This is a genomic window from Novosphingobium sp. MD-1 (assembly GCF_001014975.1).
In the GTDB taxonomy this organism is placed as follows: Bacteria; Pseudomonadota; Alphaproteobacteria; order Sphingomonadales; family Sphingomonadaceae; genus Novosphingobium.
Map to the genome: position 1 here is coordinate 15,260 of NZ_BBXA01000013.1, position 22,397 is coordinate 37,656.

Genomic DNA, 22,397 nt, shown 5'->3' on the forward strand with positions numbered 1-22,397 from the left:
GTGAAATGAATTTCACCTTGCCTGTTGCGCTTCCACAGGCGCGACGATGCGCGCGCGCAGGCCCGGTTCCGCCGGCAGAAGCTCCAGCGCGAAGTGGTGCAGATGCACGATCGCGGCCACCACGCTGAGGCCCAGCCCCGATCCGGGAACAGCCGCGGACGCCACGCCCCGATCATAGCGCCGCAGCACGGCCTGCAACTGGTCCATCGGAATACCCGGACCGTTATCGCACACCTCGATCGCCACGAATCCATCGTCCTTCGCCAGCCGGATGGACACGCACCCACCCTCCGGCGCGAACTTGATCGCATTGTCGACAAGGTTGCTGAAGGCCTCGAAGATCAGCTTCTCGTCGCAGTACAAGTGCACCGGCTCGGCACCGTCCCATCGCAACGCGACATCGCGCTCCTCGGCGAGCGGGCCGTACAGTTCGACCACCGCGTCCAGCAGCCGATCGATGCGGCTCGTCGCGAAACCCTGGCGGCGGCCGGACGCCTCCAGCTCGGAAATGCGCAGCAACGCCGCGAACCGCGCCAGAACGAGATCAAGGTCGGCCATGGCCGCCTCGATCCGCACGACATCGGCCGGTGCCATGTCCGGATCGCGGCTGGCGCGATAGAGCTGGTTACGCACCCGGGTCAGCGGCGTGCGCAGATCGTGCGCGATCGCGTCGGTGACGGATTTCACCTGGTCGACGGTGCGCTCCACCTCCCCGATCATGCGGTTCACGGTTCCGGCAAACAGGTCGAGTTCATCGCCGCGCCCCTCTATCGGCATCCGCGCCGCCAGCCGGCCCGATCCGATCTCCAGCGCCACCCGCTGCAGCCGGTCCACGCGCCGGAGCGGTCCAAGGCTGACAGCGAACCCCGCCGCCAGCAGCAAGGGCGCCACGAACAGGCCGCTGAGGACGAGAATTTCCACCATCCGCCCGCGCAGATCGACGATGGGCCGCACATCGCGGCCGACCATGAGCAGGGCTCCGCCCGAGGTTCGCGCGGCCAGGATGCGCAACGGCCCGCGCACGTCCGGCCCGTCATCGCGCTCATAGGGATGCCCGATGACCAAGGGCGGGCTCGCTCCCATGTCTCCCGCCAGCCAGCGTCCGCCCGGAGAGAGCAGGCCGAAGTGGTTGAGACCGCTGACACTCGTCGCCGATGATTTGTCGATTTCCCCCGGCAGGTCCGCCTCCGGCAAGGCCGCCAGCCGCGCGATTTCCGTGCGGAGGATGCGATCGCTACGGTCGTTCAGTTCGCGCTCGGTCAGGCTGTAGATGATCAGCAGCAGCAGAAGCACGCCGACGGTCGCGGCCCCGCCCAGTGCCAGCGTCAGCCGGAAGGTGCTGGTCTTGCGTATGTCGCGCAGATGCGGCCAGTCACCCGGCATCGAAGCGGTATCCCTCCCCCTTCACCGTCGCGATCAGCGACGCGTGCCCTGGTCGATCGATCTTCTTGCGCAACCGCGCGATATGCACGTTGATGAGGTTGGCGCCCGGATCGAAATAATACCCCCACACGCGTTCGAAGATGATCTGCCGCGTGACGATCTCGCCCGCATTGCGCATCAGGAATTCCAGTAGCCGGAACTCCATGTGCAGCAACCGCACCGGATCGCCATCGACGCGCACCTCACGCCGGATCAGGTCCATCTCGACCGGTCCGCCCCGCAGCATGGCGGCAGCCGTTTCCAGCTGCCGGCGCCGACGCAGCAGGACTTCCACCCGCATCGCCATCTCGTCCGGCGCGAAGGGCTTGATCAGATAGTCGTCGCCCCCGGCGCGCAGCCCGTCGATCCGCGCATCGACGTCACCCAGCGCGCTGATCATCAGCACCGGCGTGACGATGCCGGCGGCGCGCAGCCGCGCCACGACGGCCAGACCATCAAGGCCGGGCAGCATCCGGTCCAGCGTGATCGCATCGAACGGTTCGCGCAGGGCGCGCTCCAGACCGTTCTGTCCATCCGCCTCGGCGTGGACGGTGTGACCGTGCACGCGCAATTCGTCCGCAATCTCGCGCGCCGTTTCGGCATCATCTTCAATGACGAGAATGGAAGCCATGTGCACCGTCGATCGGGCCGCTGCCCTGAAAGCCCGCTCCTCATAGCGAACAGGGCCGGTGCGGCGCACGTTACATCTGCGTCACGTGGTTTGCCGCATTCCGCGCACGGCGCGCGGAGCCAGGCCGCCACGATGCCGCTTGATTTCCTGCGCGGCATCGCGTGAATGCGCGGTCGCACACGGACAGGACACGGCATGACGGACATCCCCGCGCCCGCAAGCGCCACACCCTACGAGACGCTGGGCGGCGAACCGTTCGTGCGCGCGCTTTGCGCCCGTTTCTATTCGCTGATGGATACCCTGCCCGAAGCCGCCGCCTGCCGGAACGTGCATCCGCCGTCGCTGGCCCGGGCGGAAGAAAAACTGTTCGAGTATCTTACGGGCTGGCTGGGCGGCCCGCCGCTCTACACGGACAAGTACGGCCACCCCCGCTTGCGCCAGCGCCACTTCGTCGCGGCCATCGGACCGGACGAGATCGAGGGCTGGCTGCTGTGTTTCCATCGCGCATGGAACGAACTGGCGGAACCCTCTCCGGTGGCAGATGCCATCCTCACCAAGATCGACGCCCTGGGTTGGCACATGCGCAACCAGGCAGGCGCCGCGCCAGTGGCCTGATCCATCGTCTGGAATCCGAATCGGCGCGGCGACGCACGGCGCCCGAATCGATTCTCATGTGTCCCGGCGGCTCGATCGGCACGCGCCGATGGCCCGATGACGGGCAATCCCGATAAAAGTATTTGTTTACAAGCGGTTAACAAACTCTCCCGGAAACGCCCCGTAGAGACGAAAAATCCGCCTTCCGGTAATCGTGTGTAGGGTGCACGCCTTTTTGCGCTCTACGGGGCTCTGAGGGCAAAATCCGGCCAGGAAAGGCCAATGTTCGCCCGAAGGATGCGCGAACAGGGGGGCGTATCGGGCCAGAACGCGCTTTCCTGAACCCGTAATGCATCATCCGTTGCTTGTTGAAGCACTTTCATGCATGTATTCTGAACAAAGCTTCATATCCGCGCGCGGGGCAATCCATGAATGAAATCGTAGCCCAGATCGGCGATCTTGCCGATGCCGGCGAAAAGATGATCGAGCGACTGCGTCGCAAGGCCTTTCTGCCCGAAAGCCGCAAGGGGCTCAACTTGCGCTTCGGCATTGCCGAGGCGGCGCAACTGCTGGGGTGCTCCACCAACCGCATCCGGATGGCCGAGGACGACGGACGGCTGCCCCCTCCCCCCGCTGGAGAGAATGGGCGGCGCGTGGGCTATACCGTCGAGGAACTGCTCAACATGCGCGAAGTGCTGGGCGCCGCGCCACACCGCGCGCCGCTCGATGTCCCCGCCGTGATCGCGGTGCAGAACTTCAAGGGCGGCGTGGGCAAGTCCACGGTGACGACGCACCTTGCGCACTACTTCGCCGTTCAGGGCTACCGCGTGCTGGTGGTGGACTGCGACAGCCAGGCGACCACCACGACGCTGTTCGGCTTCAACCCGCACTTCAACATCACGCGCGAGGAAACGCTCTACCCCTATCTTTCGATCGATCCGACGCAGGCGGACCTGCTCTATGCGGTGAAGCGCACACCCTGGCCCAACGTGGATCTGATTCCGTCGAACCTCGAGCTGTTCGATGTCGAATACGAGCTGGCAGCCGGCGGTGCGGACGGGCAGTCGGTCCTCGCCGCGCGCTTCCGCAAGCTGAAGGCGGGCCTGATGGACCTCGCGCGCGATTACGACGTGGTGATCCTTGATCCCCCGCCGGCGCTGGGCACCATCAGCCTCGCCGTGATGCAGGCGGCCAACGCGCTGCTCGTGCCCTTGGCGGCGACGACGCCGGACTTCTGCTCGACGGTCCAGTTTCTGTCGATGATGGACCAGGTGATCGCGCAGCTCGTCTCCGCAGGCATCACCGTCGACTACAATTTCGTCCGCCTGATCTGCTCCAAGTTCGACAGCAACGACCCTAGCCACGCGATGATCCGCACGGTCATGGAACAGACGTTCGGGCCGGCCCTCCTTCCCGTTCCGATCCTCGAATCCGCCGAGATCAGCCACGCGGCGATGCGGATGATGACCGTGTACGAACTCGAAAAGCCGATCGGCACGCCGAAGACGCACAAGCGCAGCAAGGCCAATCTCGACGAAGCGCTGGGTCAGATCGAACAGCTGGTCCGGCAAGGCTGGGGCCGCGTGGCCCCGGCGCGCGAGGAGGATGTCCTCAATGCCGCATGATCCCCCTTCCCCCCGTGGCCTGACGCCATCCAGCGAGAAATTCCATGGCGCGTAAGCAAAGCGACTATCTCGCCGCACTGCTCGCGGACGATGAACCGATTGAGAAATCATCGGAAAATGACCTGATCCAAGCGGAATCGCGGGCGCCGGCCACCCCGCCTGCCCCAATCGAGACCCCACGGGCCGAACGGCTGCGCGGAACCACGCTGCTGGGGCGCGAAAGCGCTCTTGCCCGCGTCGCGAGCGGCGAGGTCCGGCAGGTTACGCAACTGTTGCTCAATCCCGAACGGGTGCGGATCTGGCCCGGGAACGCCCGTTCCTATGGTCATCTGACCGAGGAATCCTGCCGCGAACTGATCGATTCGATCGTGGCGGAAGGAGGGCAGAAAGTGCCCGCCGTGGTCAGGCGCGTCGAAGGCGATCCGGCGCACGATTACGAAGTGATCGCCGGCACGCGGCGGCACTGGTCGATCGCCTGGCTGCGTCGTCATTCCTATCCGGACATGATGTTCGTCGCGCAGGTCGCCCAGCTTGACGACGAGGCGGCCTTTCGCCTTGCCGACCTGGAAAACCGGGCGCGCAAGGACGTCTCGGACCTCGAGCGCGCGCGCAACTACGCCCAGGCGCTCAAGGATCATTACGGCAACCACCAGTCCCGCATGGCAGAGCGCCTCAAGCTGTCCAAGGGTTGGCTTTCCAAGATGCTCAAAGTCGCCGCCCTGCCCGACGACGTGGTCGCCGCGTTCGCCTCCCCGGCCGACGTGCAGTTGAAGCCGGCGTACCCGCTGGCGCAGGCGCTGGACGATCGCGGGGCCGCGCAAGCCATTCACCGCGAAGCCAAGGCGCTCGCCCGGCTTCAGGACGCCCGGCGCAAGGCGGGCGATGCCACGCTTCCCGCCGCGGAAGTGCTTCAGCGGCTGCTCACGGCTCCAGTCGGCGACAAACGCCCCGCCGGACCGCTTGCCGAATGGGTCAACCCCCGCACGCAGCGCGCGGCGGTTTCGGTGCTGTCGTCCAACCGGCAAGGCGCGACCGTGCGCCTGCACGCGGGTTCGGGATCGAACATAGAAGACCTGCTGAAGGGCATCCGCGATGTGCTGGAAAGACTGGCGGCGGACGGCAAGGGCGTACAGGCTTGACGCCGTGCGACCGCTTTCCGTCGGCCCGCGGATGGTCCCAGCTCCGTCCTGATTGCAGGAATGCGTGCCGCATTGTCGCTCCGGTTTCCCCGGGGAAACTTTCCCCGTGAGCCGGGTGCGCAAGTCTGGCGAGTCAGACCAGTTCGACCTGTTTCTTCCCTACATCGCCGACCTCCCCTTGCGCGATCAGCGCGAGATGATGGAACGGCCTTTCTTCAGTCTCGCCAAGTCGAAGCGCCTCAAGCCGATCGACTACACCTCCCCCGACGGGAAGCTGTGGGTGCATGTTTCGGCCAACCCGGACTACGGCATGGCAACGATCTGGGATGCGGACATCCTGATTTATTGCGCCAGCGTGCTTGCCGACATGGCCAGGCGTGGCGTGAACGACGTGCCACGCAAGCTGCACATCATGCCCTACGACCTGCTGCGCGCGATCGACCGGCCCACCACGGGACGCGCCTACGAGCTGCTGGGCCAGGCGCTCGACCGGCTTGTTGCCACAACGATCAAGACCAACATCCGCGCCGAAAACCGGCGTGAAGCCACGTTCTCGTGGCTGGATGGCTGGACCCAGTTGGTCGACGAGAAGACCGAACGGTCGCGCGGCATGACCCTGGAGCTATCCAACTGGTTCTGGGAGGGCGTGATGATGAAGGGCGGCGTCCTGTCGATAGACCGCGCCTATTTCAAGCTTACCGGGGGCCGCGAACGGTGGCTCTACAAGGTCGCGCGCAAGCACGCAGGCGGCGCCGGCGATGACGGGTTTGCCATTTCAATGCCGGTGCTGTTCGAGAAAAGCGGCGCCGAAGGCGAATACCGCCGCTTCAAGTTCGAGATCGTCAAGCTGGCGGAAAAGAACGCCCTGCCCGGCTACACGCTGACCATCGAGCCCGGCAAAAATGGCGAGCCGCTGCTGCGTGCCACGCGTACCGATGGCAAGGATGGAGGCAGCCGCGCGGCATCCCATCCGGCAGCCGCGATGGTTTCCCCGGGGAAACATCCCTCCCCTGCTCCGCTTTCGCCCTCCCCCCTCCCCAAAGTGGCAACGGCTCCCGCACCGTCAGCGCCAGATCGCATCGCTCCGACCGGCAACGACGACATGGTGATCGATGCCGGCGCGCTCGTCCGGACTGCCCTTGCCGGTCTGACCAGCGCCTCGACCCGTGGTTTCGTCACCGGCGAAACCGCGGAGTATCTGCGCGAAACCTGCCCCGGCTGGGACCTCTATGCCCTGCATGCGGAGTTCGAACGCTGGGTCGATGCGGACCCGGAACGTACCCCCGCCAACTGGCAGCGCGCCTTCATCGGCTGGGTCAAACGCCATCACGTCAAGAACCGGAACAGCCTGCGCTGAGTTCCGAGCCGGGCGCAACACCCGCCCGGCTTCTCCTCCAGCCCCACCTCCACGATGGCGCGATAAGGGGGGGAGGGGAGGGGGCCTGTTCGGTTTCTTCAGCGGGCCGACAGTTCTTCCGCCATTCGCGACCCTGCCGCGAAAGAGCCGCCACCAGATCCAGCGCGCCACAACGCCGATTCGGCGCAAGCTCCCTGCTTCCAACGCAGACCAACGCGGCATTGCTCTTGCTAATGCCCGTTCCCGAAGTGTCGGGCGGGTCGAGGCAGGCATCGCATTCCCCCATCCACCCGCATGCCGATCTCGCGGTTTTGAACCTTGATTCGGACTCGTTCGCCGGAATTGATTCAAACCTGCGCGGCAGGGATCAATCGGTAGGTGATCTTCGATCTATCAGGAACAGGAGTTCGGCAGCCTTCGATCCATCGGGAACGCAAGCACGATCCTTCGAGAACATAATGTCGTTCCTTCGGGAACGGATTAGCGGCACATCGGGAACGCACGCATCACGCGACTCGCGCGGAACCAACGAGTCGGAAGCCTGCTCTGCGCTTTAACTCTTCTAAAGGCGTTTAACCCTATCTAACGCCACCGGAAATTTCATACTGAAATAGATTCCGGAGAATGCTTGTCCGGCAAGCGCCACCATAACGACGATCGTCAGGGGAGGGGAGGGGATGCGCCGGCTGTCTGCCTTTCGTCCAGGTGGCGCAGCAACCGCAGCAGACGCGGGCCGGCGACATAACCTCCGCCCGCGCCCCGCGCGAGATAGCCTTCCGCCACCAGAGTTACGACCTGCCGGTGCGCGGTTGCCGGCGGAATGGCGAGATCGCGCGCGATATCCGCAATTGGCCGGCCCACACCGTCTATCAGCACGGCGTCGAGCGTTGCCAATGTCCGCTTGAGCGAACTGATGTGCGGTGTACCCGATCTCATAATATGAGATCGTATCATCTCGTGCACGGATGCCAAGAGGGAAGGGGAGGGCAGCCATGCGCGCCAAACGCGCTCACGCCCTCGGGCTAACTTCAACGGTCTGTCTGCGGCGATTTCCGGGCACCAGCCATGGCAGAATTCATCAAGGCGGCGCGGATCTGCATGGTCGCCGCGTGCGCCCCGTTCGGCTCGGCCGCAAACAGGCCTTGGGCGGGGGCAGGGCGCGGGTCGGCCGTCCGTTGGACCAACCCGCGCTCCGCGTCAGAACGTGGCGATCCGGGCGACCAGGCGGACGGACCGGCCGGGCATGACCACCAGATCCTTGTTGAAGGCGGTGGCGTAGCGCTGGACGTCGTTGGTCAGGTTCTGGCCGACGATAGAGAACTCGACCCCGGGATGCGCCTTGAATGGCCGCGCGGTCAGATGCGCGCTCAGGGCGTTGTAGCCGTCCGTCGGGGTGTCGAACGCGCCGTAGTCGTTCTGGCGCCCGTAATGGATCAGCAGCATTCCGGCGTCGAACCGGGGGCTGGTCCAGTCGAACCCGCCGCCGATCCGATAGGGCGCGATGCGCGGCACATTGTTGCCGTCATCCAGCGTGGCGCGGGTATAGTCGCCCAGCATGCGCGCCGTCAGCACGCCCTTGCCGCTTTTGAGCAGGTCATAGGTCGCTTCTGCCTCGATTCCCCTGAAATGCGCGCCCTGCTGGCGATAGAAGACTTCGCGCAAGTCGTTGCCGCCGCCGACCACGCAGGTGCCGTCGTCGTCGCAGGAGCGCCCGGTGAGATCGCCGTAGATGTAGTTGCGGAACCATGTGCTGTAGAGGCTGCCGTCCAGGTGGAACGGCCCTTTGTTGACGCGCAGGCTGAGTTCCAGCGCATTGGCGCGCTCGATCCGGAGATTGGGATCGCCGGTTTCGTAAGTCTGCGGACCGTCATGCCCGCCGCGCGCGAACAGTTCGGTCAGCGCCGGGGCGCGACCGGTGCTGGAGAACGTGGCCCCCAGCTTCACGCCGTCGGTGGCGGTGAACAGCACGCCCAGCGCGCCGCTGACCGGGGTATAGGTGCGCGTAGTGAACTGGTCGGTGTTCGGCGTGCCGGTGATGTGGACGTTTTCCACGCGGCCGCTGGCTTCCAGATGCAGGCGCTTTGCCAGCTCCACTTCGGTGAACAGGTAGCCGGCGAAGTTTTCCGACGTGGCGGGGGACAGGTAGGAGCTGTCGTCTCCGATCGCCGAGAAGTTGCGGTGCTGGTATTCGAAACCCAGCGCCGTGTTGCTGATCGGCCCCAGGCGGTTGAGCAGCAGTTCGCTGCGCAGGTTGTATTCCTTGTTCTTGAACGTGGTGTTCACCGAACCGTCGGGGTTCTTCTCCTGATGCTGGTAATCGCCATAGCTGCCGTCGATGTTGAGCGACTTGAACAGGCCGGTGCCCAGATCGAACACGTCGCGCGTGATCACCTTGGTCTGGCGCATGTCGATATAGGTGGTGTCGCTGGGAATGCCGTATTGCGCGTCGTAGTGCGTCACCGCCAGGCCGACATGGCTGCCGCCGTCCTTGAGGAAATAGGAGCCGCCAACCGATCCGCCCCAGCCATGGAAGAACGAGTTGGCTTGCTGGCCCAGCGGCGTGTCGTAATCATCGGTGTGCCGGTAGTACCCATCGGCGTGGAGCGCGAGATTGCCGGCCCTGGCATCGACCAGCCCCGCTACTTCCGCCGCGTTGTTGACGCTGCCATAGCTGCCCGTCAGCTCCGCGTTGAGCGGATCGGCGGGAAGGCTCATCGGCACGCGGTTGTTCAGCGTGTTGATCACGCCGCCGATCGCCTGGCTGCCATAGCGCAGCGTGGCCGCGCCGCGCACCACTTCGATGCTGCGCGCGGAAAGCGGATCGATCGGCGTGCCGTGGTCCGGGCCGATGTCGGACACGTCGGAAATGCTGGTGCCGTCTTCCAGCAGGCGCACGCGGTTGGAATCCATGCCCCGGATGATCGGGCGCGAGGCGCCCGAAGCGAAGCCGGAGGCGGAGACGCCGGGCACGGTCTGCAGCGCATCGGCAATGCTGGCGCCACCGGCCTGGCGGATCTGGTCCGCATCCACCCTGGCCGGGATCGAAGGCGTTTCGTCCTGCGTGTGGCGGAACGGGGTGGCGGTTACGATGATCGCGGGATCGGCCGTGCCGCTCGCCGGGGCGGAAGCATCATCGGCGAGGGCGGGGGAGGTCCCCAGCAGCACGGACAGCATCGAGCCGCCGGCAAGGAGGAACGGGTAGCGCATGACAGCGTCCTTTCAAGCAAACGCATTCTCACTGTCATGGATCGCAAACGTGGGGTCGGGCGGGGGCATATCCGGATCGTCGCAATGTTACAAGATAACATATCAAAATGCGGCGAATGCCTGAAGGCGATTTGGTTCTGGTCATTGGAGGAGGCCGCAACCGAGATCGAGGCGAGGCGAAACGAAGGGAACTTCTGCGCGACCGGGGCGTCACACGCCCCGGATGTTCAGGCCCGGACGCCCGGGGTAACACCGCCTTCTACGGCAATGCGCACCATCTCCGATGCGCGTCCCGCACCGAACTTCTTCATGATCTTGCCGCGACAGGCCTCGATCGTGCGTGCGCTAACCCCAAGCCGCTGCGCTATCTCCCGGCTCGATTGCCCTTCGACGACGCCCTGGACGATGCTCTTTTCCCGTTCGGACAACAAACCCACCTTGTATTGCGCAATGGAATCACCCGCGTGATTCCAATTCACCCGGGCGATTGCGTCGTCCACCGCACCGGTGAACTCGGCGTCCGTAAAAGGCCAGACAAGGTAGGATTTTGCGCCGTTGAGCGCCGCCGTAATGATGCGCTGGGCGTCCATGTCGCGACAATAGGCAACGATCGGCAAACGTTGTCCCTTGATCGCTATCTTCAGCGCGGCATCGGCGATCATGTCGTTGCGATCATGGACCAGGAACACCGCATCATCATGGGCCATCCGGACCGCTTCATCGACGGAATCGAAAGGTTCGGCATGAAATCCGCGCGAGAACAGATGACTGCACATCTGCGCGCGGCACCCCTCCCTGTCGTCCACAACATAGATTTTCTGCATTGTGACAGTAATCCTACGAACCCCCAACCTATCCGCAAATATCGTCCGTTTCGGGGAAATCTTTGATCGTTATCAAGAATAACATCCGATAAGGCTTTTTTATTTCGTCAATATTTTCTTCAGAATCAGCGCTCCCGCGGTTCGCGTCACCCGGTCATTGATGTGGATCAAAGTAAGCGCCGTCACTTGAGCTATGATTTTCTGCACACAGGATAAGGGTATTGCCCTTGTGGATAAAATTACGAGTTTTCAAAGTAATACGGGTCGATGGCAAGGTAGCGGAGGTTGTTGAAACCCGGGCGTCCGACGCTGCGCGACAAGGCGCAGATTCGCAGACATGCCTTTTTCTGAGCGATGGCACAGAGGTGATGCGCGATGACGCTGGCGGTCTTTTCCTTTCGACCACCGGTGAAAGGCTGATGATCCTGGGCGAGGGTGATCCGGCGCACGGCCCGCCGAATTAGCCCGCGTGCCTGCGGCCTTGCGCGAACATGGGCCCGGAGGCGTGGGGGTCACGGCGATTTGCGGTATGGCAACTGCGCTGATTAGGGCATGCCCGGCAAAGTTCCACCGAATTCACCAGCCAGCCATCGAGCTTGCTTAGCTGAATCCGTTCGTAGAACTGAAAGCCCAGGCGCCCGTCCACCTGCCAGCGGACTTCCGCCGGGCGTTGCAGGAAGTTCTTGATGGACACCATGATCTGCGTGCCATGCGGGAATGTACGTGGCGTCTTCAGAGTGACGCCGCCACCGCCCGGCGTGATATCGATCAGACTGGCTTCCACTTCCAGCGCCGCGGTCGAAAGCAGCACGCGCGCGCACCGCTGGATGCGCGGGGTGGATCGGCGCGCATCCTTCGGCGTCGTCGCGGACAGGACGTTTTCCACGTCGATGCAGTAATCGAACTGCACGCCAGCCGTCCCGGGCCGCACCCAGCGCACCGTGGCGTCCACCGACAGGCTGCCGCCGAATTCCAGCACAACCCGATCGTCCACGCGCAGCGTCTGCTGCGTCCGGATCTGGGCACCGGACGAGGATACGTCCCGCACAAGGCACATGTCATCGGCATCGCCACCAATGAGCCTTGCGACCAGCAGCACCGAATGGGACCGTTGCGATGCCCTTCGCCCCAGCGGCCCGTCGGTCATCGTCCCGGGCTGCAACTCGGCGGGTTTCAGAAAGTCGATTGCGGTCGGCATGGAACACCTCTCCGGTTCATCACGCCGCCAGGATACGCAAAGCAAGAAATGAATTCGTAATCGCACCTTGCGGTTAAATGAAATGGAAAAACGTTGAAATATTAATCATCGATGAGGTTGATTTTTCTCATAAAATCCCTGTCTATTTTTGAGATCGTTATGAAATTCACTGGTTAATTGCTGGCCCTTCGAAACGACTCGCCAACATATCGATATCGATCATGAAGCGGGTGCCCCCGGGGGTGACGGCATCGCCCAGCAGGCCGGACAGGGCGCGCAACTGCTGGCCGATCAGATCGATCGCCTGCAGTTCGCGCAGGTGGTTGGCGATGACGTTCGCGTCGGCGCACAAGCGTGTTCCCAGCGCTTCCACATCCTCGCTCAGCTCCAGCAGCACGTCCGCCGCGACGCGGACATGCGCATGTCCCGATGCTCCGTTCATGCCGCACACCCCAACTCTTCCGGCGCATCCTCAAGAATGGCCTCAAGGTTAAGCACCATCACCATCCGGTCGCCAACCGTCGCAAGCCCTTCGAGAAATGGTACGATCGCCTCCAGCGATACCGCCGGCGGCGGCTGCATCGCATCGGACGGCACGGTCACGATATCGCTCACCGAATCCACGATCAGCCCGCGCGCCTGGCCGCGCACCTGCGTGACGATGATCGCGTGGCGCGGGGAGGCGTCGGTAACCTGCCAGCCCAGGCGCGCGCTCAGATCGATTACCGGCAGCACGCTTCCGCGCAGATTCACCACACCCGCGACATAGTCCGGCACGCGCGGCAGCCGGGCGGCCGGCGTCCAGGCGCGGATTTCGCGGATCGCCATGATGTCTATGCCGAAGATCTGTCCGGCCACTTCGAAAGTAATCAGTTCGCGATGCATGGCTCGCTCCTTCTGTCCATCAATGAGCAACACGCCGCACGGCGGCCACCAGCTTTTCGGCGTCGAACGGTTTCACGATCCAACCGGTGGCGCCGGCATCACGGGCGCGCGCCTTCTTCTGGTCCGAACTTTCGGTGGTCAGCACCAGGATCGGCCGATCGCGATGCCGGCTCCCGGCGCGCAGGCGCTCGATCAGCCCGAAGCCATCAAGGCGCGGCATGTTGATGTCGGTAATGACGACGTCGGCCTCGTTGGCGGCCAGCCATTCGAGCGCGGCCTGGCCGTCTTCGGCCTGAACGACGCTGAAGCCGTGGCTGCTCAGCGCGTGGTTCAGCAACGCGCGCATGCTGGCGCTGTCATCTACAGTCAGAACGCGGGTCTGTTTGTTCATGGGCGGGACTCACTTTCAGAAGAGTTCGACATCGCCGTTGGCGCGGCGCGGTCTGGTTTCAGGCACTTCGTGCGGGGCAAGGCTGTTCACCACATGGCGGCAGCGGACCTGTCCCCGCACCGGACGAAAATCGACGCGTCGGGCGTTGGAGCCGCCAAGGTCTGCGTGCTGCAGCACGATCCGTTCGCGTTCCAGAAAGTTGCGCGCGAAATCCGCGTTCGCCGTGCCGATGGCTTTCATCCCGGTTCGCAGGTTGGCTCCACCGTAAAGGTGCGCGCGCAAATCCGCCTTGCAGGCGCCCTGCGCCAGCATCTCGTTGATCAGCATTTCCATCAGATAGGTGCCGTAATGCACGTCGATCCTGCCGCCACCGTGCGCGCTGGGCGGCTCGGCCAGCAGGAAGTGGTTCATGCCCCCGACCCCGGCCAGAGGGTCAAAGAGGCAGGCGGCAACGCAACTGCCCAGGACGGTGCTGAATTCGTCACGCGGATCGCTGGTTGCGCGCGCATCGCCCTGCAGGATCGTTACCCGCCGCATCTCCTGCATCGGGGGGAAGGGAGCATGGTGCATGGTCATGCCGCGCCTCCCGCAAGCAGGTGATCGGCGATGCGCTCGATCGGCGCCACGACACGCGCCGCGCCAAGCGAGATCGCCGCACGCGGCATCCCGAACACGATGGACGTCGCCTCGTCCTGCGCGATGGTTTTCGCGCCCGCCCGTGCCATCGCCAGCAGGCCTTGCGCGCCGTCGCAGCCCATGCCCGTCAGCACGGCGCCGGCAGCGCGCGCGCCCACGGTCTGCGCGGCCGATTGCAACAGCACATCCACGCTGGGCAGGTGCCCCGCAACCGGATCTCCGGTCCGCAACTTGATGCATGGCGTGGCCGTTCCGCCAATGCGCATGTGGCGATGATCGCCCGGCGCGATGTAGACACGGCCCGGATGCATCGGCATGTCCGGTTCAGCCACCACCACCTCCGCATCACAAATGGCGTTCAGCGAATTGGCGATCGCCGGCACGAACCGGGCGTTGACGTGCTGCACGATTGCGGTGGGAGGGCAATCGGCCGGAAAGCCGCGAAGCAGCGTCTGCAGGGCCTCTATGCCACCGGTCGATGCGCCGATCGCGATCAGGGCCGGTCGTGCCGTACCACCGCGGGCGACCTCCCGGCTTGCCATCACCCCGCCATCCCGCGCTTGCCGGGCCTCGCTGAATCTGACCTGCGCGGCCTCGTGGATCAGATCGGGCAGAGCATCGCCACCGGTCCGGTCCACCGTGATGTCCGCTTTCGAACAGCAGGCGACAGCCCCGAGCATGAGCGCCCGGGCGGTAACCTCGGCGCCCTTGGTGGTCGCCCCGGACACGATGATGACCGGCGTGGGCCGCAGGGTCATGATCTTTTCCAGGAAATCGAGCCCGTTCATCCCGGGCATCTCGATGTCCAGCGTTACCACATCGGGATTCAGGCGCTTTATCAGGTTGCGCCCCTCGACAGCGTTGGCGGCGGCGCCGACCACCTCGATCCCCGCTTCGCCCGACAATCGGGACAGCAGCAGGGCCCGCATCGTGGCGGAATCATCGATCACCAGGACACGAATGGTCATGCCGCGGCCTTTCGGTAAATAGTGGGGCCTACCGGCCGTAGGATGCGCGCCGCCGGTCCGGTCACGCGCTCGCTGTGCCCGATGTAAAGGTAGCCCCCCGGAGCGAGAGCATCGGCGAACCGCGCCACGAGCTGCTCCTTCGTCTCTGCATCGAAGTAGATCATCACGTTCCGGCAAAAGATGACGTCGAACGGGTGCCGCATGGGCCAAGGCCCCAGCAAATTGAGGATGCGAAAACGCACCAGCGCGCGCGTCAGGTCGCTGACGGTCGCCATCCCGTCGGCTTCCTGCGTCCAGCACCGGCGCAATTCCTGGGGCACGGGTTCCAGATCCTTGGCGGGATAGGTCGCCGCTTCGGCTTGCCGCAGGACATGCGGGGCAAGATCCGTTGCCAGCATCTTCAGATCGCGCCCGGCCAGCCTTCGTCCGGCCAGTGGCTCGCTGCCCAGCAGGGTCATGGCCAGCGACCATGTTTCCTCGCCACTCGAACAGCCCGCCGACCACAGCCTTACGCCGCGCCCGGCTTCCAGCGATGCGACGAGCGCCGGCCTGACCTGTTCGGCAAAATGCGCGAAATGGTGCGGTTCACGGTAGAAGAACGTGTGGTTGGTGGTCAGCGCCGCCACCGCGCGCGCTTCTTCCGCCGCATCGGTGCGCAACCGTGCAACGTAGTTTCCGAAACTGCCGCATCCGGTTTCGCGCACCAGCGGCGCGAGCCGCGAATAGACCAGCATGGCCTTGCCTTCCGGCAGTATGATGCCGGCATGGGCATAGGCGATATCGGACAGTGCCCGGAAGTCGACCACCGAATAGATGGCCGGGCTGATACCGGGCAGCGGTTCGGCAAAACCGGCGTGCGCGGCGCTCATGCTGCCTGCCTTTCGGAAAGGATGTTCATCGCGCCGGCCGCAAGGCCATCGACATCAAGGATCAGCGCAACCTGTCCGTCGCCAAGGATCGTCGCGCCGGCGACGCCTTCGACCTGGTGAAAGTGCGTATCCAGGCTCTTGATGACGAACTGGCGCTGATCGTGAATGTGGTCGACCAGCAGCGCCGCTTTGCCCGCCGCTTCGGTATCGACCACGACCAGGACACCCCGTTCGCCGTCCGGCGCGGACCCGCCGATTCCGATCGTCTCGCCCACCGGCAGAACCGGGATGTAGCGTCCGCGCAGGTTGATCATATGGCGACCGCCCATCGCTTGCAGATCGCCCGGTTCCGGCCGCAGGCATTCGACGATATGGGCCAGCGGCACGACCATGGTCTCGTCACCAACCCCGACGACCATGCCATCGGCGATGGCCAGCGTCAGAGGCAGCGTGAGCGTGAACGTGGTGCCTTTGCCGAAATGGGATTCGATCGTCACGCGACCGCCGAGATCCTTCACGTTCTGACGCACCACATCCATGCCGACGCCCCGCCCGGAAACGCTGGTGACGCTGGCGGCGGTCGAAAAGCCGGGCGCGAAAATCAGGTTGTCGATCTCTTCCGGCGAAAGCTGCGCGTCGGCCGAGACCAGCCCTTGCGCCACGGCCTTGGCCAGCACGCGTTCGCGATCGATACCGCGTCCGTCATCGGCGATCCGGATCAGAATGCGGCCCGACCGATGCTCGGCCGACAAGGTCAGCGTGCCATCGGCCTCCTTGCCCGCGGCAAGCCGCTCCTCTGCGCTTTCGATACCGTGATCGACCGCGTTGCGGATCAGGTGGGTCAAGGGTTCGCCCAGCCGTTCGATCACGGTCTTGTCGAGCTCGGTCGCTTCGCCCGACAGCGACAGACGGACATGCTTGCCCGTGGATGCCGCCAGTTCGCGCAATATCCGGGGCACGCGGCTGAAGACCGTGCCGATCGGCTGCGCGCGAATCGACATGGCGCTTTCCTGGATGTCGCGCGTCAGGGAATCGAGCAGGGTCAGCTCCTCGCTGGCGGAAACCCCCTGGTTCGCCATGCGCTGCGCCACCATCGCCTGCGCGATCACCAGTTCGCCCACGGAATCGATCAGCCGGTCGAGCTTGGCCAGGTCGATGCGGATGGTCTGCCCTGCGACAGCCGCCGGAGACGCCGCGGCGGCTGTATCTGCGGCAGCGGCCGCCGGGGCGCTGTCGGCCGGCTGCGATCGGGATTCGGCAGCCTGCTTCACGCTCACCGCCGGCAAAGCGCTTTCGATACGCGGCGCCGGAATGGCCGCATCGTTACCCATCGCGATCGAACAATCGTCTCCCACGAAATCGAAGATGTCACGCGCCTCTGCCTCATCGACATGCGCGGGCATGCGGAACGTCCAGCCAAGGTATCCCTGCCCGGGGACAAGCAGGTCGAGTGGCGGGACGTTCGCCGTGTCGCACAGGATGCATTCCCCGCCGAGGCTTGCGACTTCGCGCAGCAGCAGAAGAGGTTCGCCGCCGTTAAGCATGGCTCCGGCATGCGGACGCACATGCAACAGCCAGCCCTCGGCCGTTTCACCCGCTTCCGCGGCTGCCGTCTCATCCACCCCCACAAGGTCGTCCAGCAGCGAATCAAGGTCGAAATCCAGCTCGGCATCGTCTGCCGAGGCGGCCGGTCCGCATTCATCGACGGCCACGGCCACCGCCTCCTCTGCCGGCTTCGCGCCACCGCCACCCTGCGCGGCGGCCAGCTCCGCTACGACGGCGGCATCGTCGACATCCGGCGCCCCCTCGCGCACCGCCGCGACATGATCGCTGAGCACATCCAGAGCGCGAAGGAGCAGATCAACCAGACCCGGCGTCAGGTCGACCATCCCTTCACGCACATCCGAAAGCAGCGTTTCGAACGTGTGCGTATAGGCCTGCAGCGCGGCAAACCCGAAAGCGCCGGCGCCGCCCTTGATCGAATGCACCGCGCGAAAGATCGCGTTGACGGTCTCGGCGTCGTGCGTCCCCGCCTGGCACGCGGCAAGCCCGGCTTCGGCGGCCGCCAGCGATTCTTCGCATTCGACGAAGAATATCTGCTGAAGTTCCTCGTTCGTCATGCCGGTTCACTTTCGTTCAGGATAGCGGCGAGTCCCGCCATGCGCGCGATTTCGGACAGGGCTTGCGACGGCACGATGCGAACGGTGTCGCTGGTCTTGCGCGCGCTGATGACAAGCTGCAGCAGGGCCTGGCTGACGTGCGTCACCTGCGCGGCGTCGATCGTCAGCGGACCTGTGCCGACCGCCGCGACAAGATCGGGCAGCAAAGCCTCTACAGTCGCGCGATCGCAGCGGGGGGGAAGCGGAAATGTCTGCATGATGAAACGGCGTCCTTTGCGGGCTGGCGCGGCTCAGAATTCGGACCAGTCGTCTGCCTGGTCGGCGACAGCGGCCGCCGGTTCGGAAGCGAGAGCAAGATTGCCTTGCACCCTGGGTATCGACGGGATTGAAGGCTGGGATCGCGCCGCCGGGCGATAGGCGGGACGGTCTTCGCTTTCGCCCATGCGGAACCGGTCCACCAGCGCGGTCAGTTCATGCGCTTCGCTGGCGAGACTGCGCGCCGCGGCCGTGGCCTGTTCGACCATCGCCGCGTTCTGCTGCGTCATGCGATCCATCTCGCCAACCGATGTGTTGACGTGGCGCAGATTCTGCGCCTGCTCCTGCGCGGTATCGGCAATCTCCGTAACCAGCGCCGAGATGTCACCGACACCCCCGACGATCCTTTCAAGCAGGCCGCCGGCTTCACCCACCAGCATCACGCCGTCGGCAACCTGCCGCGAACTCTGGGTGATCAGTTCCTTGATGTCTCGCGCGGCGTTGGCGGAGCGCTGGGCCAGCGCCCGCACTTCGTTCGCCACCACGGCGAAGCCCTTTCCGGCATCGCCTGCGCGCGCCGCTTCAACCCCTGCGTTCAGCGCGAGCAGGTTGGTCTGGAAAGCGATGCCGTCGATCACGTTGATGATCTGGCTGATTTCGCGCGCGGACGACTCGATCGCGGACATCGCCTCGGTCGCCCGCGTCACCACCTCGCCGCCTTCGCTGGCTTCGCGATGCGCGGCCCCGATGGTCTGCTGCACTTCGCCGGCGCGTTCCGCCGTCGACACCATCTTGCCGGTGATCTGGTTCATGGCCACCGCCGTTTCTTCGAGGCTGGCCGCCTGGCGTTCGTTGCGCTGGGCAAGATCGTCCGACGCGGCCCGGATTTCCGATGCTCCGACCAGCACCCCGGAGGCTGCGGCCCGCACCGACTGGAGCGCCGTGGCAAGGGCTTCGGCCGCCGCGTTGAAATCCCGCCGGACGGCATCGTACGCGCCGGGGAAGGGCTTCTCGAGACGGAATTCCAGATCGTTGGCCGCAAGGTGCCCCAAGCCGTCGCTGAGGCTGTTGATGATTTCGCGCTCCTCGGCGGCGCGGCCTTTGCGCAGTTCCAGCGCATTGTTGCGAAAGATCGCCATCGCCTTGGTCATCCGGCCAACGCAATCGCGGTATTCGGTGAAGCGGACCGGCGCATCGACATCGCCCGCAGCCAACGCCTCCATGCGTTGCACGGTCTGGACATAGGGCGTGCAGATCGCGCCGCGCGCGTATGCCAGGATCGCCACCGCCGTCACCGCAAGGGCCAGCGCGGCTGCCATCACCGGGGCGCTGCCGCCGGCGGCGAGCACCAGAATCACGCCAGCGCCGGAAAGCGCCGCCTGAATAGAGATCAGAACGGCGAATTTCGTGCGGATCGGCGCGTCTTTGACAAACCAGTCTAACATCGGACCTCCTGCACCAGCCCCATCCCGACAGCGCCATCTGGCCGCGCGGGACTTGCGGTGTGGTGCAGGGTTTATCCCTACGTAATGAACGCAAGGCCCTGTTCGGGGATCGTAAATCTACGATCAGGCGGCAGCGGTTTGCTTGCTTTTTATGGTTAGAAGGGACCCGTGCCCTAGCGGCTGACGAATCCACCAATACGTTGAAATGAAAGACTTATGCCATGCATGACGCAAGGGTTCTCGTGGTCGACGACTCCGCAGCGATGCGCGCCCTCTTTTCCGATCTGCTGGAACAGTCCCGCAACGTCCGGGTCGTGGGAACCGCCGCTAACGTCAACGAAGCGCGCGAACAGATCGAGCTGCTGCGTCCCAACGTCCTGACGCTCGACGTGGAAATGCCGGGCATGAGCGGGATCGAGTTTCTCGAAGAGATCATGGACAGCAATCCCATGCCGGTCGTCATGCTTTCCAGCCTGACGCAAAGCGGCGCCGTGACGACGCTGCGGGCCTACGAGCTGGGCGCGGTGGAATGCTTTCCGAAGCCCTTGAAAGTCAGCCCTGAACAGTTCGCCAAGAACGTCAGCAAGCTTGGCAAGATCGTGCTGGCGGCCGCCAACAGCAACGTGCGCCAAAAACGGCCCCACCACGTGAATCGCTGGCACAAGGAGCAGTTCCACTGGAACGGCACGCTGATCGCCATCAACGCATCGATGGGCGGGTTCGAGGCCCTGACAGATCTGTTTGCCGCTTATCCGCCCAATTGCCCGCCGACGGTGGTGGTTTTGCAAGCGGAACCCGAAGTGGCCAATGCGTTCATCCAGCGGCTGAACACCGAACTGGCCTGCACCGTAACGCCCGCAAAAGACGGTACGTCGCTGCTCCAGGGCGGCATCTACATCGCTTCCGATCCGGATTTCCACGTTGTGCTGGAAGCGGGCGAACCGGCGCAGTTGCGCCTTCTGGCGAGAGAGCCGGCCAACGGGGTTCGCCCGTCGGCCGACCTTCTGTTCGGAACGATCGCCCGCGCCGGCGTGCCGGCCATCGGCATCATGCTGTCCGGCCTGGGGCAGGACGGGGCCAAGGGCCTTTTGCTGATGCGCAACGCGGGCGCCGAAACGTTCGCGCAGGAACGAGGCAACGCCATCGTGCCCGAGGCCCCCGCCGCGGCGATCAACCTGAACGCGGCCATGCACGAACTGCCAGCCGACCAGATAGGCGCCGAAGCCATCAAGGCCTGCACAGAAAAATAGACCTGCAAACGTCTCAACCGATCGCGAAGGACCACTCATGAGCAATATCAACGTAAACGAATTCGTGAACGAGCGCGTCGATTTCTTCGGTATCGACGATGCCGATTATGGCAATTTCGCCAAGATTGCCGAAGCGCTGGCCCGTCATGCCCCCGCCGCGCTCGATCGCTTCTACGACAAGGTCGGAGCGACTCCCAAGACGGCGGCCTTCTTTTCGTCGCGGCAGGCGATGGATCACGCCAAGGGCAAGCAGATCGCGCATTGGGCGGCGCTGTTCTCGGGCCGGGTGGATGGCAGCTACATCGCCAAGGCGGAACAGATCGGTACGGTCCACGCCCGCATCGGGCTGGAGCCGACCTGGTACATCGGCGGCTATGCCCGCGTCCTTTCGGCCATCATCACCACCATCTGCGACAAGGGCTCGGGCCTGTTCGGCAACAAGGCCGCCGGCCGGCAGGTAGCCACGCTGGTCAAGCTGGCTTTGCTCGACATGGAAATCGCGCTGTCCGCCTATTTCAAGGCCGAGGAGAAATCCCGCCTTGCCGTGATCGAACAGCTGGGACACGCGCTGGCGGAAGTCGCCAACGGGCGTTTTTCCACCAAGCTCGAAGGACTGCCCGAAAACTATCGCCAGATTGAAGCCGATTTCGAAACGATGCGTCTCGAAATCGGTGGCGCGCTGGCGTCGGTTGCCGAGGCGGCATCGACGATCAACACCGGCGCTGCCGAAATCCGCCAGGCTTCGGACGACCTTGCCAACCGCACCGAACGGCAGGCTGCCTCACTCGAGGAAACAGCCGCCGCGATGCAGGAGCTGACCACCGGCGTGCGCGAAGCGGCCGATGGCGCCGTTCACATGACCGGTTCTGTGGCGGAAGCCGATCACGAGGCCGTGCAGGGACGCAACGTGGTCAAGGAGGCCGTGGGCGCGATGGACGGAATCCATCGCACGGCCACCGAGATCAGCAAGATCATCGACGTGATCGATGGAATCGCCTTCCAGACCAACCTGCTTGCGCTCAACGCGGGCGTCGAAGCGGCCCGGGCGGGCGATGCCGGCAAGGGGTTTGCGGTGGTGGCCAACGAAGTGCGGGCGCTGGCCCAGCGCTCCGCCGACGCCGCCAGCAATATCAAGCACCTGATCAACGGCAGCGTCGAACAGGTCGAACGCGGGGTCAAGCTGGTGGGGCAGTCGGGCGAGGCGTTCGGTTCGATCGCGGCGCGCGTTGGCGAGATCAAATCGCTGGCGACGGGCATTGCCGATCTCGCGCAGGCCCAGGCGCTGAACCTGCAGCAGGTTAACGATGCGGTTCGTGAAATGGACCAGATGACGCAGCACAACGCGGCAATGGTGGAACAATCGAACGCCGCGTCGCGCAGTCTGGCCGGAGAAGCCGAACAACTGGCCACGCTGGTTTCGCGCTTCAACGTATCAGGCGCCGCGGTCGTGCCCATTGCCAAAGCCAAGGACCGGCGCAAGACACCGGCGGCCACTCCACGTCCTTCCCCCGCCGCAGCACGGAAATCCGCGGGGATGGCGGCCACGGCAACGGCCGAGGACTGGTCGGAATTCTGAAGCGG

22 protein-coding genes are annotated in these 22,397 nt (G+C 64.6%); 6 read left to right on the plus strand and 16 right to left on the minus strand.

Annotated elements, in window-relative coordinates; genetic code table 11:
* Positions 1-12: 12 nt before the first annotated feature.
* Together NMD1_RS00770 and NMD1_RS00775 are read right to left on the minus strand one after the other, a co-directional pair.
* Positions 13-1,383 (minus strand): HAMP domain-containing sensor histidine kinase, encoded by a 1,371-nt coding sequence (locus tag NMD1_RS00770; RefSeq protein WP_125953203.1) that lies wholly within the window; start codon positions 1,381-1,383, stop codon positions 13-15.
* The gene (locus NMD1_RS00775; protein WP_124810998.1) at positions 1,373-2,053 is read right to left on the minus strand and encodes a response regulator transcription factor; all 681 of its coding nucleotides are present in this window, start codon (positions 2,051-2,053) and stop codon (positions 1,373-1,375) included. Before NMD1_RS00775 ends, NMD1_RS00770 begins: the two co-directional genes overlap by 11 nt.
* A 195-nt stretch (positions 2,054-2,248) precedes the next feature.
* Here NMD1_RS00775 and NMD1_RS00780 point away from each other — a divergent pair, with 195 nt between their 5' ends.
* The 4 genes from NMD1_RS00780 (at position 2,249) to NMD1_RS00795 (ending at position 6,768) form a co-directional block, all read left to right on the plus strand.
* Positions 2,249-2,668, plus strand: coding sequence for a group II truncated hemoglobin (locus NMD1_RS00780; protein WP_124810999.1), 420 nt, complete (start codon positions 2,249-2,251; stop codon positions 2,666-2,668).
* Positions 2,669-3,075: 407 nt separating this feature from the next.
* Positions 3,076-4,272, plus strand: coding sequence for an AAA family ATPase (locus NMD1_RS00785; protein ID WP_125953204.1), 1,197 nt, complete (start codon positions 3,076-3,078; stop codon positions 4,270-4,272).
* A gap of 44 nt (positions 4,273-4,316) precedes the next feature.
* Positions 4,317-5,411: a ParB/RepB/Spo0J family partition protein gene (locus NMD1_RS00790; RefSeq protein WP_125953205.1), complete on the plus strand. Its 1,095-nt coding sequence runs from the start codon at positions 4,317-4,319 to the stop codon at positions 5,409-5,411.
* 106 nt (positions 5,412-5,517) lie between these two features.
* Positions 5,518-6,768: a replication initiator protein A gene (locus NMD1_RS00795; RefSeq protein WP_125953206.1), complete on the plus strand. Its 1,251-nt coding sequence runs from the start codon at positions 5,518-5,520 to the stop codon at positions 6,766-6,768.
* A 660-nt stretch (positions 6,769-7,428) separates the two neighbouring features.
* Here the strand turns inward: NMD1_RS00795 and NMD1_RS00800 are convergent.
* From NMD1_RS00800 to NMD1_RS00865, 14 genes are all read right to left on the minus strand, one after another.
* Positions 7,429-7,704 carry a helix-turn-helix domain-containing protein gene (locus tag NMD1_RS00800; RefSeq protein ID WP_158453837.1) on the minus strand — a complete coding sequence of 92 codons (276 nt, stop codon included), beginning with the start codon at positions 7,702-7,704 and terminating at the stop codon, positions 7,429-7,431.
* A 261-nt stretch (positions 7,705-7,965) separates the two neighbouring features.
* Positions 7,966-9,975: a TonB-dependent siderophore receptor gene (locus NMD1_RS00805; protein WP_125953208.1), complete on the minus strand. Its 2,010-nt coding sequence runs from the start codon at positions 9,973-9,975 to the stop codon at positions 7,966-7,968.
* A 227-nt stretch (positions 9,976-10,202) separates the two neighbouring features.
* Complete coding sequence (locus NMD1_RS00810; protein WP_125953209.1) at positions 10,203-10,799, minus strand: response regulator transcription factor; 597 nt, start codon at positions 10,797-10,799, stop codon at positions 10,203-10,205.
* A 239-nt stretch (positions 10,800-11,038) separates the two neighbouring features.
* Entirely contained in the window at positions 11,039-11,248 is a 210-nt protein-coding gene (locus NMD1_RS00815; RefSeq protein ID WP_125953210.1) for a hypothetical protein, read from the minus strand.
* 11 nt (positions 11,249-11,259) lie between these two features.
* Positions 11,260-11,997, minus strand: a complete 738-nt coding sequence (locus NMD1_RS00820; protein ID WP_125953211.1) for a PilZ domain-containing protein — start codon at positions 11,995-11,997, stop codon at positions 11,260-11,262.
* A 166-nt stretch (positions 11,998-12,163) separates the two neighbouring features.
* A complete protein-coding gene (locus NMD1_RS00825) occupies positions 12,164-12,439 on the minus strand; it encodes a hypothetical protein (protein ID WP_125953212.1) in 276 nt (91 codons plus the stop codon).
* Positions 12,436-12,882, minus strand: a complete 447-nt coding sequence (locus NMD1_RS00830) for a chemotaxis protein CheW (protein ID WP_125953213.1) — start codon at positions 12,880-12,882, stop codon at positions 12,436-12,438. The genes NMD1_RS00825 and NMD1_RS00830 overlap by 4 nt, the downstream gene beginning before the upstream one ends.
* A 19-nt stretch (positions 12,883-12,901) precedes the next feature.
* Positions 12,902-13,273 (minus strand): response regulator, encoded by a 372-nt coding sequence (locus tag NMD1_RS00835; RefSeq protein ID WP_125953214.1) that lies wholly within the window; start codon positions 13,271-13,273, stop codon positions 12,902-12,904.
* 15 nt (positions 13,274-13,288) lie between these two features.
* Entirely contained in the window at positions 13,289-13,843 is a 555-nt protein-coding gene (locus NMD1_RS00840) for a chemotaxis protein CheD (RefSeq protein ID WP_371431877.1), read from the minus strand.
* 2 nt (positions 13,844-13,845) lie between these two features.
* The gene (cheB, locus tag NMD1_RS00845; RefSeq protein WP_125953215.1) at positions 13,846-14,877 is read right to left on the minus strand and encodes a chemotaxis-specific protein-glutamate methyltransferase CheB; all 1,032 of its coding nucleotides are present in this window, start codon (positions 14,875-14,877) and stop codon (positions 13,846-13,848) included.
* On the minus strand, positions 14,874-15,746 hold the full coding sequence (locus tag NMD1_RS00850) for a protein-glutamate O-methyltransferase CheR (protein ID WP_125953216.1): 873 nt from the start codon (positions 15,744-15,746) through the stop codon (positions 14,874-14,876). The genes cheB and NMD1_RS00850 overlap by 4 nt, the downstream gene beginning before the upstream one ends.
* Positions 15,743-17,866 carry a chemotaxis protein CheA gene (locus tag NMD1_RS00855; RefSeq protein WP_125953217.1) on the minus strand — a complete coding sequence of 708 codons (2,124 nt, stop codon included), beginning with the start codon at positions 17,864-17,866 and terminating at the stop codon, positions 15,743-15,745. Before NMD1_RS00855 ends, NMD1_RS00850 begins: the two co-directional genes overlap by 4 nt.
* A complete protein-coding gene (locus tag NMD1_RS00860; protein WP_124811351.1) occupies positions 17,863-18,123 on the minus strand; it encodes a lipid asymmetry maintenance protein MlaB in 261 nt (86 codons plus the stop codon). Before NMD1_RS00860 ends, NMD1_RS00855 begins: the two co-directional genes overlap by 4 nt.
* 33 nt (positions 18,124-18,156) lie before the next feature.
* Entirely contained in the window at positions 18,157-19,566 is a 1,410-nt protein-coding gene (locus tag NMD1_RS00865; protein WP_125953218.1) for a methyl-accepting chemotaxis protein, read from the minus strand.
* Positions 19,567-19,787: 221 nt separating this feature from the next.
* Between NMD1_RS00865 and NMD1_RS00870 the strand changes: the two genes are divergently transcribed.
* On the plus strand, positions 19,788-20,816 hold the full coding sequence (locus NMD1_RS00870; RefSeq protein ID WP_125953219.1) for a chemotaxis protein CheB: 1,029 nt from the start codon (positions 19,788-19,790) through the stop codon (positions 20,814-20,816).
* Between the two features lie 37 nt (positions 20,817-20,853).
* A complete protein-coding gene (locus tag NMD1_RS00875) occupies positions 20,854-22,392 on the plus strand; it encodes a globin-coupled sensor protein (protein ID WP_125953220.1) in 1,539 nt (512 codons plus the stop codon).
* Positions 22,393-22,397 lie beyond the last annotated feature (5 nt).